At 64.4% G+C, this 14,628-nt stretch carries 15 protein-coding genes; 13 read left to right on the forward strand and 2 right to left on the reverse strand.

Annotated features, from left to right (window positions below; translation table 11 throughout):
• The first annotated feature begins 325 nt into the window (after positions 1-325).
• The 7 genes from JV551A3_RS10400 to murB are packed head-to-tail and all read left to right on the forward strand — an operon-like array spanning position 326 to position 4,864.
• A complete protein-coding gene (locus JV551A3_RS10400) occupies positions 326-961 on the forward strand; it encodes a MotA/TolQ/ExbB proton channel family protein (protein ID WP_016391244.1) in 636 nt (211 codons plus the stop codon).
• The gene (locus tag JV551A3_RS10405; protein ID WP_046617071.1) at positions 958-1,392 is read left to right on the forward strand and encodes an ExbD/TolR family protein; all 435 of its coding nucleotides are present in this window, start codon (positions 958-960) and stop codon (positions 1,390-1,392) included. The genes JV551A3_RS10400 and JV551A3_RS10405 overlap by 4 nt, the downstream gene beginning before the upstream one ends.
• On the forward strand, positions 1,392-2,393 hold the full coding sequence (gene lpxK, locus JV551A3_RS10410; RefSeq protein WP_133970739.1) for a tetraacyldisaccharide 4'-kinase: 1,002 nt from the start codon (positions 1,392-1,394) through the stop codon (positions 2,391-2,393). Before JV551A3_RS10405 ends, lpxK begins: the two co-directional genes overlap by 1 nt.
• Positions 2,394-2,437: 44 nt before the next feature.
• Complete coding sequence (locus JV551A3_RS10415; protein ID WP_003247142.1) at positions 2,438-2,623, forward strand: Trm112 family protein; 186 nt, start codon at positions 2,438-2,440, stop codon at positions 2,621-2,623.
• Positions 2,620-3,384 (forward strand): 3-deoxy-manno-octulosonate cytidylyltransferase, encoded by a 765-nt coding sequence (gene kdsB / locus JV551A3_RS10420; RefSeq protein WP_133970740.1) that lies wholly within the window; start codon positions 2,620-2,622, stop codon positions 3,382-3,384. The genes JV551A3_RS10415 and kdsB overlap by 4 nt, the downstream gene beginning before the upstream one ends.
• Positions 3,384-3,848 carry a low molecular weight protein-tyrosine-phosphatase gene (locus tag JV551A3_RS10425; protein ID WP_003259973.1) on the forward strand — a complete coding sequence of 155 codons (465 nt, stop codon included), beginning with the start codon at positions 3,384-3,386 and terminating at the stop codon, positions 3,846-3,848. Before kdsB ends, JV551A3_RS10425 begins: the two co-directional genes overlap by 1 nt.
• The gene (murB, locus tag JV551A3_RS10430; protein ID WP_133970741.1) at positions 3,845-4,864 is read left to right on the forward strand and encodes a UDP-N-acetylmuramate dehydrogenase; all 1,020 of its coding nucleotides are present in this window, start codon (positions 3,845-3,847) and stop codon (positions 4,862-4,864) included. The genes JV551A3_RS10425 and murB overlap by 4 nt, the downstream gene beginning before the upstream one ends.
• A 264-nt stretch (positions 4,865-5,128) precedes the next feature.
• Here murB and rne read toward each other — a convergent pair whose 3' ends face one another.
• Positions 5,129-8,407 carry a ribonuclease E gene (gene rne, locus JV551A3_RS10440; protein ID WP_177421270.1) on the reverse strand — a complete coding sequence of 1,093 codons (3,279 nt, stop codon included), beginning with the start codon at positions 8,405-8,407 and terminating at the stop codon, positions 5,129-5,131.
• Positions 8,408-9,204: 797 nt separating this feature from the next.
• On the opposite strand from rne, the gene rluC reads away from it, so the two are divergent.
• The 3 genes from rluC to sppA are packed head-to-tail and all read left to right on the forward strand — an operon-like array spanning position 9,205 to position 11,835.
• Positions 9,205-10,161, forward strand: a complete 957-nt coding sequence (rluC, locus tag JV551A3_RS10450; RefSeq protein WP_103449704.1) for a 23S rRNA pseudouridine(955/2504/2580) synthase RluC — start codon at positions 9,205-9,207, stop codon at positions 10,159-10,161.
• Between the two features lie 3 nt (positions 10,162-10,164).
• Positions 10,165-10,839, forward strand: a complete 675-nt coding sequence (locus tag JV551A3_RS10455; protein WP_133970744.1) for an HAD family hydrolase — start codon at positions 10,165-10,167, stop codon at positions 10,837-10,839.
• A 6-nt stretch (positions 10,840-10,845) separates the two neighbouring features.
• A complete protein-coding gene (gene sppA, locus JV551A3_RS10460) occupies positions 10,846-11,835 on the forward strand; it encodes a signal peptide peptidase SppA (RefSeq protein ID WP_133970745.1) in 990 nt (329 codons plus the stop codon).
• Between the two features lie 137 nt (positions 11,836-11,972).
• Here sppA and JV551A3_RS10465 read toward each other — a convergent pair whose 3' ends face one another.
• A complete protein-coding gene (locus tag JV551A3_RS10465; RefSeq protein WP_133970746.1) occupies positions 11,973-12,551 on the reverse strand; it encodes a Maf family protein in 579 nt (192 codons plus the stop codon).
• A 96-nt stretch (positions 12,552-12,647) separates the two neighbouring features.
• Between JV551A3_RS10465 and JV551A3_RS10470 the strand changes: the two genes are divergently transcribed.
• Genes JV551A3_RS10470 through plsX form a run of 3 tightly spaced genes read left to right on the forward strand, consistent with a single transcriptional unit; the run spans position 12,648 to position 14,385 of the window.
• The gene (locus JV551A3_RS10470) at positions 12,648-13,175 is read left to right on the forward strand and encodes a YceD family protein (RefSeq protein ID WP_012313431.1); all 528 of its coding nucleotides are present in this window, start codon (positions 12,648-12,650) and stop codon (positions 13,173-13,175) included.
• Between the two features lie 13 nt (positions 13,176-13,188).
• Complete coding sequence (rpmF, locus tag JV551A3_RS10475; RefSeq protein ID WP_003247154.1) at positions 13,189-13,371, forward strand: 50S ribosomal protein L32; 183 nt, start codon at positions 13,189-13,191, stop codon at positions 13,369-13,371.
• A gap of 3 nt (positions 13,372-13,374) precedes the next feature.
• Positions 13,375-14,385 (forward strand): phosphate acyltransferase PlsX, encoded by a 1,011-nt coding sequence (plsX, locus tag JV551A3_RS10480; protein ID WP_133970747.1) that lies wholly within the window; start codon positions 13,375-13,377, stop codon positions 14,383-14,385.
• Positions 14,386-14,628: the final 243 nt, after the last annotated feature.

Here is a 14,628-nt window from a genome sequence, read left to right on the forward strand (position 1 = left end):
CATGACACGGCGGTCGAGGGGGCGTTGCGGTTGGTGCTGGGTGGGGGCGGGGAGGTTGAGAGTGTGCGCCGACAGAGGCGGTTCTGGCGTGATGTTGCAGGTGGCTGAGCTGGCCCTTTCGCGGGTAAACCCGCTCCCACAGGTACGGCGCAAAGCTTGAGAGCGGCGCAATACCTGTGGGAGCGGGTTTACCCGCGAAGAGGCCAGTCCAGACACTCCAAAGCCCAAGCTGGAAACTGGCCCGGTCAATTCCCTGACCTCCGGCAGATGAGCCCCCCGCGCGCCTATGGTAGAGTGGCGGCCTTTTTCCAAAGGGGCGTTTACTGTGTGGGAATTGGTCAAGTCCGGTGGTTGGATGATGCTGCCGATCATTCTGAGCTCCATCGCAGCCATGGCTATCGTCGTCGAGCGCCTGTGGACCCTGCGCGCCAGTCGCGTGACCCCGCCGCACCTGCTGGGCCAGGTGTGGATGTGGATCAAGGACAAGCAACTGACCAGTGACAAGCTCAAGGCCCTGCGCGCCGATTCGCCACTGGGCGAAATCCTTGCCGCCGGCCTGGCCAATTCGCGCCATGGCCGCGAAATCATGAAGGAATGCATCGAGGAGGCCGCCTCGCGTGTCATCCACGAACTGGAGCGCTACATCAGCACCCTTGGCACCATCGCTGCCATGGCCCCGCTGCTGGGCCTGCTGGGCACCGTGCTGGGCATGATCGACATCTTCAGCGCCTTCATGGGCTCACAGATGACCGCCAACGCCGCAGTGCTGGCCGGTGGTATATCCAAGGCCCTGGTCACCACAGCGGCCGGCCTGATGGTCGGTATCCCGGCGGTGTTCTTCCACCGCTTCCTGTTGCGTCGCATCGACGAGCTGGTGGTAGGCATGGAGCAGGAGGCGATCAAGCTGGTGGAGGTGATTCAGGGCGACCGTGAAGTGGAAGTGGCCGGAGGCAAGGCGTGAAGTTCCGGCGCAACCGCCAGCGGGAGAACGTCGACATCAACCTGGCGTCGCTGATCGATGTGGTGTTCGTCCTGCTGCTGTTCTTCGTGGTCACCACCACTTTCACCCGCGAGACCCAGCTGCGCGTCGAGCTGCCCGAAGCCGCCAGCGCCGAACAGGCGCCGCCCGACCAGGGCAAACTGGTGGAAATCACCATCAGCGCCGAAGGCGTGTACTCGGTGAACAACCACCTGTTGCCCAAGAGCGACCTGGCCACCCTGAGCGAGGCGATCGAGCGTGAGTCGGGTGGCGACAACAAGCTGCCGCTGGCGATCAGCGCCGACGGCAAGACCCCGCACCAGGCTGTGGTCACCGCGATGGACGCCGCCGGCAAGCTCGGTTTCAGCCAGTTGCGCATGACCACCGTCGAGGCGGCCCAGGGTACGCCTTGATGGCCTTCGCCGACCGTCTGCTCGCCGCCTGGTACGCCGGGCACCCGGCCCTGGCACTGCTGCGCCCGCTGGAGGCGCTGTATCGCCGCGTGGTCACGCGCAAGCGGGCGCGTTTTCTCAGTGGCGAAAGCGCCAGCTACCGGGCCCCGGTTCCGGTCATCGTGGTGGGTAACATCACCGTGGGTGGTACCGGCAAGACGCCGATGATCCTGTGGCTGATCGAGCACTGCCGTCAGCAGGGGCTGAAGGTGGGCGTGGTCAGCCGTGGCTATGGCGCCAAACCGCCGCAGTTACCCTGGCGCGTGCAGGCCGACCAGGCTGCCGGGCAGGCTGGCGACGAACCGCTGCTGATCGTGCAGCGCACCGGCGTGCCGCTGATGATCGACCCCGACCGTTCCCGCGCCGTGCAGGCCCTGCTGGCCAGCGAACCCCTCGACCTGATCCTGTGCGACGACGGTATGCAGCACTACCGCCTGGCGCGCGACCTGGAGCTGGTGCTGATCGATGCCGCCCGGGGCCTGGGCAATGGCCGCTGCCTGCCGGCGGGGCCGTTGCGTGAGCCGGCCGAGCGCCTGCACGAGGCTGACGCGGTGTTGTTCAACGGTGCCAGCGCAGACCGCGCCGATGGTTTCGGCTTCCGCCTGCAGCCGTCCACCCTGGTAAACCTGCGGACTGGTGAGCGCCGCGCGCTTGACCATTTCCCCGCAGGCCAACGCCTGCATGCGGTGGCCGGTATCGGCAACCCGCAACGTTTCTTCAATACCCTGCTGGAGCTAAACTGGCAGCCGGTGCCGCATGCCTTTGCCGACCATGCACAATTCAGCGCACAGAGCCTGGCCTTCAGCCCGCCGCTGCCGCTGGTCATGACCGAAAAGGATGCGGTGAAATGCCGGGCCTTCGCCGCTGACGACTGGTGGTACCTGGCCGTCGAGGCGCAGCCCACGCCGGCCTTCAGCGCCTGGTTCGACAACCAGTTGCAACGCTTGCTGCGCAAGCCCTGAGCCCTATTTCAATTCCCGGCCACTTGGCCTAAAGGAAGCCTCCAATGGACACCAAACTGCTCGATATCCTGGCCTGCCCGATCACCAAGGGCCCACTCAAGCTCAGTGCCGACAAGACCGAGCTGATCAGCAAGGGAGCTGGCCTGGCCTACCCGATCCGCGATGGCATCCCGGTCATGCTGGAAAGCGAGGCACGCACCCTGACCGACGACGAGCGTCTGGACAAATGAGCCTGGACTTCACCGTGGTAATCCCCGCCCGGCTGCGCTCCACGCGCCTGCCGGGCAAGCCGTTGCTGCCGATTGCCGGCAAGCCGATGGTGCAGCATGTATGGGAACAGGCCCGCAAGAGCGGTGCCAGCCGCGTGGTCATCGCTACCGACGACGCCAGTATTCTGGAGGCCTGCCAGGCCTTCGGCGCCGAAGTACTGATGACTCGTGCCGACCATGAGTCCGGCACCGATCGCCTGGCCGAAGTGGCCGCGCACCTCGGCCTGCCGGCCGATGCCATCGTGGTCAACGTGCAGGGTGACGAACCGCTGATCCCGCCGGTGATCATCGACCAGGTGGCAGCCAACCTGGCGGCGCATCCGGAAGCTGGCATCGCCACCCTGGCCGAGCCGATCCATGAGCCGGAAACCGTGTTCAACCCCAATGCCGTCAAGGTGGTCAGCGACAAGAACGGCCTGGCCCTGACCTTCAGCCGTGCACCGCTGCCCTGGGCCCGCGATGCTTTTGCCAAGGACCGCAACGTGTTGCCAGAAGGCGTGCCGTATCGCCGGCACATCGGCATGTACGCCTACCGCGTCGGCTTCCTGCAGGATTTCGTCAGCTGGGGCCCGTGCTGGCTCGAACAGACCGAAGCGCTGGAGCAACTGCGTGCCCTGTGGCATGGCGTACGCATCCACGTCGAAGACGCCATCGAGGCGCCTGCCGTGGGCGTGGATACCCCTGAAGACCTGGAGCGCGTACGGCGCTTGCTGGAGGCTTGATGCGCGTCCTCTTCGTCTGCCTCGGCAATATCTGTCGCTCGCCCACCGCCGAAGGCGTGCTGCGCCATCAATTGCAGGCTGCCGGGCTTGCCGACCGGGTGCATGTGGCCTCGGCCGGCACCGGCGACTGGCACGTCGGCAAGGCGCCTGACAGCCGCACCTGCAAGGCAGCGCTGGCGCGTGGCTATGACCTGTCGCAGCAACGCGCCCAGCAGGTCAAGGCGGCGCACTTTGCCGAATATGACCTGATCCTGGCCATGGACGAGAGCAACCTTGGCCACTTGCGTGCGATGCGCCCGCACACAGCAGTGGGGGAGCTCGACCTGTTCCTGCGGCGCTATGGTGCAGCACTGGATGAAGTGCCAGATCCGTACTACGGCGGTGCCGACGGCTTCGAGCAGGTGCTCGACCTGGTGGAAGCCGCGTGCCAGGCGCTGGTCCTGGAAATCAAGGGGCGGCTATGACAGAGCAGTGGCAGGAGCAGGTATCGCTCAAGCCTTACAACACCTTTGGCATCGATGTGAAGGCGCGGTACTTCAGCCAGGCACATGATGACCAGGAAGTGCGCCAGGCGCTCGCCCAGGCGCATCAGGGCGGCTTGCCAGTGCTGGTGGTTGGCGGTGGCAGCAATCTGCTGCTGACCCGCGATATCGATGCGCTGGTGCTGCATATGGCCAGCCGTGGCCGGCGCGTGCTCAGCGACGATGGCGAACGTATCGTGGTCGAGGCCGAGGCCGGTGAGCCGTGGCACCCGTTCGTGCAGTGGACACTGGCGCAGGGGTATTGCGGGCTGGAGAACCTCAGCCTGATCCCTGGCACCGTGGGCGCCGCGCCGATGCAGAACGTGGGCGCCTATGGCGTGGAAATCAAGGACGTGTTCGCCGGCCTGACCGCCCTGGACCGCGAGACCGGCGAGTTGCGTGATTTCGGCTTGGCTGAATGTGCCTTCGGGTATCGCGACAGCCTGTTCAAACGCAACCCCGGGCGTTGGTTGATTCTGCGGGTGCGCTTTGCCTTGAGCCGCACGCTGCAGGCTCACCTGGACTACGGCCCGGTGCGCCAGCGCCTGGCAGAGCAGGGTGTGACCGAGCCGACGGCGCAGGCGATCAGCGAGGCGATCTGCAGCATTCGCCGCGAAAAGCTGCCAGACCCGGCAGAGCTGGGTAATGCCGGGAGCTTCTTCAAGAACCCGGTGGTCTCGGCGGAACAGGTTGAGCGTATCCGTGCGCAGCACCCGGGGGTTGTGGCTTATCCGCAGGCCAATGGCCAGGTGAAGCTGGCGGCAGGCTGGTTGATCGAGCAGGCAGGCTGGAAGGGCCATCGCGAGGGGGACGCCGGGGTGCATCGTTTGCAGTCGTTGGTGCTGGTCAACTACGGCCAGGCGAGCGGGGCGCAGATGCATGCGCTGGCGCGGCGGATCCAGGCCGATATCCTGGAGCGGTTCGGGGTGGAGCTGGAAATGGAGCCTAACCTCTACTGATTCATTGCCTGTACGCAGGTATCAGGCTCATGCGTTACCTGTGGGAGCGGGCGTGCCCGCGAAGAACCCAGCGCGGTAGCTGGCACCGGCTGCGCCGGTGTTCGCGGGCACGCCCGCTCCCACAGGGACCTCGCAGGACCTGAGGGTAGTGGGGGCCTGTGGGAGCGGGTTCACCCGCGAAGAGGCCGGTACAGGCAAAACGCCCAGATAAGAAAAAGCCCCGCCAGTTCGCACTGGCGGGGCTTTTTCATTCAGCCTTGGCTATCAACCGTGATGAGGCTTTTGCTCATCGGTGGCTTCCAGGGCTGGCTCCTCAGCGGCTGCAGCAGCTTCCTGCGCGGCTTTGGCGGCAGCCTCGGCCTCACGTTTGCGGCGACGCACTTCACGCGGGTCGTTCGGCGCACGACCGTTGGCCAGCATCACAGTGGCAGGTTCCACCGCCGCAGGGGCTTCGACCGGTGCAGGCTCGACGACCACTGGAGCAGGCTCGGCCACTACTTCTGGCTGGGCTTCGACAACTGGAGCAGCTTGCTCGGCAACCGGAGCAGCCTCGACCACGGCCGGGGCCTGCTCGATTTCACCGGCCTCGACGGCAGGCGCTTCTACCGGTGCCTCGGCAACCACTACCGGTTCGGCAGCAGGTGCTTCTTCGACCACTGGCTGCGGAGCGACTTCGACCACGGGCTCGGCAGTTGCCTCGACCACGGCTACAGGCTCGTTGACCGGCTGCTCGACCACTGGCGCCACGGCCACTTCTTCAGCCTTGGCGGCAGCGTCGACCTGCTCGACCTTCTCAACCGGCTGGGCGGCTTCGCTGTTGTCGGTTTGCGCAACGGTGGCGACTTCGGCGGTGGCAAGCTCGGCCTGCTGGTTGGCCTGGGCTTCGGCGTCGGCACTGATGTTGCTGCTGGCGACAGCGGCGGTCACGGCCAAGCCAGCGGCCAGTTCGGCACCCAGCTCGGTGGCCTGGTGCGGTTGTGCCTGCTCTTCGCTGCCTTCTTCCTCGCTGCCGTCGATCAGCTCGCCGTTGGCGTTGCGCTGACGCTCACGACGGTTGCTGCGGCGACGCTGGCCACGGGAACGGCGGCGCGGGCGCTCGCCATCGGTGCCTTCCTGTTCGTCCTGCAGCAGCTCTTCGTTCGGCAGTTGCTCTTCGGCCAGCTCGGCAGCCTGCTCAGCGGCTTCTTCGGCTACGCGTGGCTGACGCTCTTCACGTGGCGGGCGCGGGGCGCGTTCTTCGCGAGGAGCACGCTCTTCACGAGGTGCGCGCTCTTCACGCGGAGCACGTTCTTCGCGAGGTGTGCGTTCTTCACGCGGAGCACGCTCTTCACGCGGTGCACGTTCTTCGCGTGGGGCGCGTTCCTCGCGAGGTGCGCGCTCTTCACGCGGGGCACGTTCTTCGCGTGGGGCACGTTCTTCGCGGGCAACACGTTCCTCACGCGGCTGGCGTTCCTCGCGCTCGGCAGGGGTGGCGTCCAGTGGCTCACGCAGTTCGCGCACGCGCTCTTCGCCACGGTTGCCGCGGCGGTCTTCGCGTGGCTGGCGCGGAGCACGCTCTTCACGCGGTGCACGTTCTTCACGTGGGGCGCGTTCTTCACGTGGTGCACGCTCTTCGCGCGGTGCGCGTTCCTCTCGTGGAGCACGTTCCTCACGAGGTGCGCGCTCGGCACGCTCTTCACGCGGTTTGCGTTCTTCGTCGCGGCGGCCGTTGCGGTTGCGGCTCTGCTGGCGGCCGTTGCGGCGTTCTTCGTTGCGTGGGCTGCGCTCGGCGGCCGGTTTCTCGGCGGCAGCTACAACTGGCGCAGCGGCAGGCTCTTCCTTGCCGGCGAACAGGCTTACCAGCGACTTCACCAGGCCCTTGAACAGGCTTGGCTCCGGGGCGACCGGGGCAGGGGCGACCGGTGCGGCAGGCTGCGGCTCTTCGACAGTGGCCGGTACCGGTGCGTTGGCGCGGGCCGGGGCAGTCTTGACCGCGGCCTCCTGGCGAACCAGGGTGCGGGTAGCGGTCGGCTGCGGCGCTTCTTCGGCTTCGGCGGCGGCGATCTCGTAGCTGGACTGGTTGTTCATCACTTCCGGGTTGTCGTCGCGCAGGCGCTGGACTTCGAAGTGCGGGGTTTCCAGGTGATCGTTCGGCAGGATGATGATGCGCGCACGGGTGCGCAGTTCGATCTTGGTGATCGAGTTGCGCTTCTCGTTGAGCAGGAAAGCAGCCACCGGGATCGGCACCTGTGCGCGAACTTCGGCGGTGCGGTCCTTCAGGGCTTCTTCTTCGATCAGGCGCAGAATGGCCAGCGACAGCGATTCGACGTCACGGATGATGCCGGTGCCGGAGCAGCGAGGGCAGACGATGCCGCTGCTTTCGCCCAGCGACGGACGCAGGCGCTGACGGGACATTTCCAGCAGGCCGAAGCGCGAGATGCGACCGACCTGGACGCGAGCGCGGTCGGCCTCGAGGCATTCACGCACGCGCTCTTCCACCGCGCGCTGGTTTTTCGCCGGGGTCATGTCGATGAAGTCGATGACGATCAGGCCGCCGATGTCACGCAGGCGCAGCTGGCGGGCGATTTCCTCGGCCGCTTCCAGGTTGGTCTGCAGGGCGGTTTCTTCGATGTCGCTGCCTTTGGTGGCGCGTGCCGAGTTGATGTCGATGGACACCAGGGCTTCGGTCGGGTCGATCACGATCGAACCGCCGGACGGCAGGTCGACCACGCGCTGGAAGGCGGTCTCGATCTGGCTTTCGATCTGGAAGCGGTTGAACAGCGGCACGCTGTCTTCGTACAGCTTCACCTTGCTGGCGTACTGCGGCATTACCTGACGGATGAAGGTCAGGGCTTCTTCCTGGGCGTCGATGCTGTCGATCAGCACTTCGCCGATGTCCTGGCGCAGGTAGTCGCGGATGGCGCGGATGATGACGTTGCTTTCCTGGTAGATCAGGAATGGCGCGGCGCGGTCCAGGGACGCTTCCTTGATGGCGGTCCACAGTTGCAGCAGGTAGTCGAGGTCCCACTGCATTTCTTCGCTGCTGCGGCCAAGGCCGGCAGTGCGCACGATCAGGCCCATGTCGCCCGGTACGGTCAGGCCGTTCAGGGCTTCACGCAGCTCGTTGCGCTCTTCGCCTTCGATGCGGCGGGAGATACCACCGGCGCGCGGGTTGTTCGGCATCAGTACCAGGTAGCGGCCGGCCAGGCTGATGAAGGTGGTGAGGGCGGCGCCCTTGTTGCCGCGTTCTTCCTTCTCGACCTGGACGATGACTTCCTGGCCTTCGCTCAGCACTTCCTTGATGTTGACCCGCCCTTCGGGGGCCTTCTTGAAGTATTCGCGGGAGATTTCTTTCAGCGGCAGGAAGCCGTGACGTTCGGAACCGAAGTCGACGAAGGCGGCTTCGAGGCTGGGTTCGATGCGGGTGATCTTGCCTTTGTAGATGTTGGCCTTTTTCTGCTCGCGCGCGCCGGACTCGATGTCCAGGTCGTAGAGACGTTGGCCGTCCACCAGGGCTACACGCAACTCTTCGGGTTGAGTCGCGTTAATCAGCATTCTTTTCATGTTGTACCGTCGGTTTCCGGGCTGCCGGAAACGGCGTTCGGCACACACGACGTCTCATGGTCGGTGCCAAGGTGCGCAAAGGGTGGCCGGGCCACCCCCGTGTCGAGCAACGTTCGGCACCAGCCGGTTGCCCAGCCTGCCGTTGTCGCGACGACGCGTCCTGTTTGCTGCGGTGCCAACAAGGCCCCGGTGGCTTCGAATTGGAATCCGAATCAACCAAGCGGGCCTTGTGCACTCAGTCAGGAGGAGGAATCAACCGTCAGCCGTGGACGCCCGGGGGCATCTGTTCAGGACCTTATCCGCTCGCCAGCCGTCAGTGGACTGGTGGGCCGGACGCGGTGCTACACGGTCCGAGGGCTGTGCATCTCCACCCTGCACGTATCCCTGATAATTCGGGTGCTGCCGCGCGCTGAATCCGCAACGGGTTGCATTTTTCGCCAGCGCAGGTTCTGCGCTGGCGCCATTCATGTCCAAGGCAGGTATTTCCGAAGCATTCGCCGGGCGTTGCGTGGAAGCGACGGGCGGGCAGAGGTACAGCGAAAAGAATCGGGTAAGCAGGTGAAACACCGCACTTGTCGTTTTTTTTCGGTCTTCTCTACACAGCGCTGGTGGCGATTCCAGGCAATTCGGTAAACTGGCGAAAACCCCGTAGGACGGCCTCGCGTCCTGGAGAATTGCGTTGGTCAGGGACCGGCAACAAGCCTGGTACCACTGGCCTGCCGCTTTTGGCGGCGTTCGCGACTATAGCAGCAATGATTAAGTGCTTCAATTCCATAAAAAATTGTTATGATCCCGCCATGACGACCAATACCCCTCCGACTTCCGGCGTTCAGCTGATCGAAGTCGCGCCGGAGCTTGCCGGCCAACGCATCGACAATTTCCTCATCACGGCCCTCAAGGGCGTGCCCAAGACCTTGGTGTACCGCATCCTGCGCAAGGGTGAGGTACGGGTCAACAAGGGGCGCGTCAAACCGGAGTACAAGATCCAGGCTGGCGACATCGTGCGGGTACCGCCCGTCCGCCTGCCGGAGCGAGACGAGCCGGCGCCGGTGGCCCAGGGCCTGCTGCAGCGCCTGGAAGCGGCCATCGTCTACGAAGACAAGGCGCTGATCGTGATGAACAAGCCGGCCGGCATCGCCGTGCATGGTGGCAGCGGCCTGAGCTTCGGCGTGATCGAGGCACTGCGCCAGTTGCGCCCGGACGCCAAGGAACTGGAACTGGTGCACCGCCTGGACCGCGACACCTCCGGGCTGCTGATGATTGCCAAGAAGCGCAGCATGCTGCGCCATCTGCATGCCGCGCTGCGTGGCGATGGCGTCGACAAGCGCTACATGGCGCTGGTGCGCGGCCATTGGCCGACCTCGAAGAAACAGGTCAACGCACCGCTGCTCAAGAGCAACCTGCGCTCTGGCGAGCGTATGGTCGAAGTCAACGACGAAGGCAAGGAGGCGCTGACCCTGTTCCGCGTGCTGCGCCGCTTCGGCGAGTTCGCCACCATTGTCGAGGCGCGCCCGATCACTGGCCGTACCCATCAAATCCGCGTGCATACCCTGCATGCCGGGCACATGATCGCCGGTGACAGCAAGTACGGCGACGAAGACTTCAGTCGCGAAATCCGCGAGCTGGGCGGCAAGCGCCTGTTCCTGCATGCCTATGCGCTGACCGTACCGCTGCCGGACGGTGGCGAGCTCAAGCTCGAAGCGCCGGTGGATGAAGTCTGGGCAAAAACCGTTGAGCGGCTGAGTGCGTCCTGATCCATGAAAAAAGGCTATGAGCTACTGATCTTCGACTGGGATGGCACTCTGGCCGACTCCATCGGGCGTATCGTCGAGGCGATGAACACCGCCGCCACGCGCGCCGGCGAGGCGCAAAGCAGCGAGGATGCGGTGAAGGGCATCATCGGCCTCGCCCTGGGCGAGGCGATCCACACCTTGTACCCGCACCTGGCGCCTGCGCAGGTCGAAGGCTTCCGTCAGCACTATGCCGATATCTACATGGCGCTGGATCAGCAGCCCTCGCCATTGTTCGAGGGGGTGGTCGAGTCGCTGGATGCCTTCCGCGCCGAGGGTTACCGCCTGGCGGTGGCCACCGGCAAGGCCCGTCGCGGGCTGGATCGGGTGCTCAAGGCCAACGGCCTGGAGCAGTTCTTCGACATCACCCGCGCCGCCGACGAGACCCGAGGCAAGCCGCACCCGCTGATGCTCGAGGAAATCCTCGGCCATTGCGGCGTCGAACCCGCGCGTGCGCTGATGGTCGGAGATTCGGCGTTCGACCTGTTGATGGCCAGCAATGCTGGCATGCATTCGGTGGCCGTGGGCTATGGTGCCATGTCGCTGTCGGCGCTGGCCGAATTCGGCCCGCAGGTATGCATCGATCATTTTTCCCAGTTGCGTGAGTGGCTGGGTGGTTCCGCAATTCCATTTCCAAGGTAGGTAAGCATGGCAGACGAATGGAAAGCCCCCGAGGCCGAACCCGAGGAGCGCGAAGAGCGCAAGAGCTGGAAGCTGCTGGAAAAGACCCTGCTGGCGAGCGTTCAGGAGCAGCGTCGGGCGCGGCGCTGGGGGATCTTCTTCAAGGCGCTGACGTTCGTCTACCTGTTCGGCATTCTGGCGTTGTTCACGCCGTTGATGGACATGGACAAGGCGGCGTCGCGCAGTACCAGCCATACCGCGCTGGTCGAGGTGCGCGGGGTGATTGCCGACCAGGAGCCGGCCAGCGCCGACAATATCGTCAAGAGCCTGCGTGATGCGTTCAAAGACAGCAAGACCAAGGCTGTGGTGATGCGCATCAACAGCCCTGGCGGCAGCCCGGTGCAGTCGGGCTACGTGTATGACGAAATTCGCCGCCTGCGTGCCGAATATCCGGCGATCAAGCTGTATGCGGTAATTGCCGACCTTGGTGCTTCCGGCGCCTACTACATCGCCAGTGCCGCGGACGAGATCTATGCAGACAAGGCCAGCCTGGTAGGCTCGATTGGTGTGACGGCGGCCGGTTACGGCTTTGTCGGCACCATGGAGAAGCTGGGGGTGGAGCGACGTACCTACACGGCAGGCGAGCACAAGGCCTTCCTCGACCCGTTCTCGCCGCAGAAGCCGGAAGAGACCGAGTTCTGGCAGGGCGTGCTGAATACCACGCATCAGCAGTTCATTGCCATGGTCAAGCAGGGGCGGGGCGAGCGCCTGAAGGACAAGGAGCATCCGGAGCTGTTCAGTGGCCTGGTCTGGTCGGGTGAGCAGGCCAAGGAGCTGGGGCTGGTCGATGGGCTGGGCAGTGCCAGCTATGTGGCGCGTGAGATCGTGGGTGAGAAAGACCTGGTGGACTTCACCGTGCAGGAGTCGGCGCTCGATCGCTTCTCCAAGCGTGTGGGGGCCAGTGTGGCCGAGCGTTTGGCGATGTGGATGGGGTTCCAGGGGCCGCAATTGCGCTGATCCGGGATTGCCGGGGGCGCTTTGCGCCCCTTCGCGGGCACGCCCGCTCCCACAGGGGATCGCGCAAAACCCGCAGGTTGCGACACGCCTGTGGGAGCGGGCGTGCCCGCGAAGGGCCGCAGCGCGGCCCCAAGGTCTCAGGGAATCACCACCCCTTCCCTGGTCAACATATCCACCAATCTAATCAGCGGCAGCCCAATCAGGCTGGTCGCATCGCACCCATGCGTGCTCTGGAACAAACTCACCCCCAGCCCCTCGGCCTTGAAGCTGCCAGCGCAGTCCAGCGGCTGTTCCGCCGCCACATAGCGCTCCACCCGCTCCCGGTCCAGTTCGCGCAGGGTCACGGTAAACGGCACGCAGTCCACCTGGCAGTGCCCGGTGGCGCTGTTCAGCAATGCCAGCCCGGTCAGGAAGCTCACCTGCTGCCCGCTGCACTCCAGCAGTTGCTCGCAGGCCCGCTCGAAGGTGTGCGGCTTGCCCAGTACCTGCTCGCCCAGCACCGCAACCTGGTCCGAACCGATGATCAGGTGCCCGGGGTGGCTACCCGCCAGGGCCTCGGCTTTTTGTCTGGCCAGCCGGCGCACCAGTTCCATCGCCGGCTCATCATCCAGGCGCTGCTCGTCTATATCGGGGCTTGCCCAGGTGAAAGGCAGGCGCAGGCGCGCAAGCAGTTCGCGGCGGTAGGCAGAGCTGGAAGCCAGTAACAGAGGAAGCATGGTAGACTCCTGAATCAGTTGAACAAATTCTATCACGCACGATGCCGCCGAATTTCCTTTGACAGGGGCGGGGGGCATCCCTAGAATGCTGCGCCTATGTTGAATGACCCGATTCCACCTCACGTTGACCCGCGCAAATTAGCCGATCGTGGCGTAACCCTTAACGGTTCGCTGCAACTCGCTGATTTGGAAAGACTCTGCGACCCGCTTTCCGACAATGTCGGTACGGTGCAGGCGAAGTTCGATTTTGAACGAGATGAACAGCACGTGGTGGTTATCCACAGCGAGCTGGACGTCGAGGTCAAGATGGTTTGCCAGCGTTGTCTTGAGCTGGTCACCCTGCCGATCCACAGCGAATGTACATACGCCGTGGTAAAGGAGGGTGCGAATACCCAGTCGTTGCCGAAAGGCTATGACGTGCTGGAACTGGGCGAAGATCCTTTGGATCTGCAGGCATTGATCGAGGAGGAGCTTCTGCTCGCCTTGCCAATTGTGCCTGCTCACCATCCGGAAGAATGCCAGCAGCCGGCGGGCGCAGACGAGCCCGAATCGAGCAAGGACGAGGTATCGCGGTCCAACCCGTTCAGTGTTTTGGCGCAGTTAAAGCGTGACCCAAACGTTTAGGAGTTAATCAATTATGGCTGTTCAGCAGAACAAAAAATCCCGCTCTGCCCGTGACATGCGCCGTTCGCACGACGCCCTGTCGGAAAACGCGCTGTCGGTAGAGAAAACCACCGGTGAAGTACACCTGCGTCACCACGTTTCGCCAGAAGGCGTATACCGTGGTCGCAAAGTGGTCGACAAGGGCGCTGACGAGTAATCCTTGTCCGCTCAGATCATCGCGATCGACGCAATGGGCGGGGACTTCGGTCCCCGCAGCATTGTCCAGGCTAGCATTGCCTGCCTTTCGGCTACCCCCTCGCTGCATCTGACCCTCGTCGGTCAACCCTCCCTCCTTGAAGATCTTGTCAGCGGCCTTGCGGCTGCGGATCGCGCGCGCCTGCAAATCGTGGCCGCCAGCGAGGTGGTGGGCATGGACGAGCGGCCATCCCAGGCGCTGCGCGGCAAGCCGGACTCGTCGATGCGCATCGCCCTCGAGCTGGTACGCGACGGCAAGGCCCAGGCCTGCGTCAGTGCCGGCAACACCGGGGCGCTGATGGCGCTGTCGCGTTTCGTGCTCAAGACACTGCCGGGTATCGATCGGCCTGCCATGGTGGCGGCGATTCCGACCCAGGCCGGTTACTGCCAGTTGCTCGACCTTGGTGCTAACGTCGACTGTAGCGCCGAGAACCTCTACCAGTTCGCCGTGATGGGCTCGGTGGCCGCCCAGGCCTTGGGTGTGCAACGGCCGCGCGTGGCGCTGCTGAACATCGGTACCGAGGACATCAAGGGCAACCAGCAGGTCAAGCTGGCGGCCAGCCTGTTGCAGAACGCCCGAGGGCTCAACTACATAGGCTTCGTCGAAGGTGACGGGTTGTATCGCGGCGAAGCCGATGTGGTGGTGTGCGACGGCTTCGTCGGCAACATCCTGCTCAAGTCGAGCGAGGGGCTGGCGACGATGATTGGCGCGCGCATCGAGCAGTTGTTCAAGGGGGGTGTATTGTCGCGGGCGGCCGGGGCCGTGGCCATGCCACTGCTCAAGCGCCTGCAGGCCGACCTGGCACCGGCGCGGCATAATGGCGCAAGCTTTCTGGGGTTGCAGGGCATCGTCATCAAGAGCCATGGCTCGGCGGGGGTGCAGGGCTTCCAGAGTGCCATCCAGCGGGCCTTGATCGAGATCCAGGAAAACCTGCCGCAGCGCTTGCATGGGCGGCTGGAAGACCTGCTGCTGTAGCCTGTGCCGGCCCCTTCGCGGGTAAACCCGCTCCCACAGGTGCCCCACAACTTTCAGGTCTGTGGTAACTCTGTGGGAGCGGGTTTACCCGCGAAAGGGCCGGTGCTGAAGGAATAAAGACCTTAGGCATATCGCCGATGAAGTGCTTAAATGTGACCGCTTGGTCCGCGTCTCCATCCAAGCTTTCAGATTCCGCGCCTGGCCCAGGGCCTGGCGCACCCTATCCGACGACAAGATCATAAG

Source organism: Pseudomonas inefficax (assembly GCF_900277125.1).
GTDB lineage: Bacteria > Pseudomonadota > Gammaproteobacteria > Pseudomonadales > Pseudomonadaceae > Aquipseudomonas > Aquipseudomonas inefficax.

Coding starts and splice junctions, on each gene's coding strand:
- murB (WP_133970741.1), top strand. CDS start 3,845: ATGACAGAGCAGTGGCAGGAGCAGGTATCGCTCAAGCCTTACAACACC.
- JV551A3_RS10425 (WP_003259973.1), top strand. CDS start 3,384: ATGCGCGTCCTCTTCGTCTGCCTCGGCAATATCTGTCGCTCGCCCACC.
- rne (WP_177421270.1), bottom strand. CDS start 8,407: ATGAAAAGAATGCTGATTAACGCGACTCAACCCGAAGAGTTGCGTGTA.
- JV551A3_RS10465 (WP_133970746.1), bottom strand. CDS start 12,551: ATGCTTCCTCTGTTACTGGCTTCCAGCTCTGCCTACCGCCGCGAACTG.
- JV551A3_RS10415 (WP_003247142.1), top strand. CDS start 2,438: ATGGACACCAAACTGCTCGATATCCTGGCCTGCCCGATCACCAAGGGC.
- rluC (WP_103449704.1), top strand. CDS start 9,205: ATGACGACCAATACCCCTCCGACTTCCGGCGTTCAGCTGATCGAAGTC.
- JV551A3_RS10455 (WP_133970744.1), top strand. CDS start 10,165: ATGAAAAAAGGCTATGAGCTACTGATCTTCGACTGGGATGGCACTCTG.
- JV551A3_RS10470 (WP_012313431.1), top strand. CDS start 12,648: ATGTTGAATGACCCGATTCCACCTCACGTTGACCCGCGCAAATTAGCC.
- kdsB (WP_133970740.1), top strand. CDS start 2,620: ATGAGCCTGGACTTCACCGTGGTAATCCCCGCCCGGCTGCGCTCCACG.
- rpmF (WP_003247154.1), top strand. CDS start 13,189: ATGGCTGTTCAGCAGAACAAAAAATCCCGCTCTGCCCGTGACATGCGC.
- lpxK (WP_133970739.1), top strand. CDS start 1,392: ATGGCCTTCGCCGACCGTCTGCTCGCCGCCTGGTACGCCGGGCACCCG.
- sppA (WP_133970745.1), top strand. CDS start 10,846: ATGGCAGACGAATGGAAAGCCCCCGAGGCCGAACCCGAGGAGCGCGAA.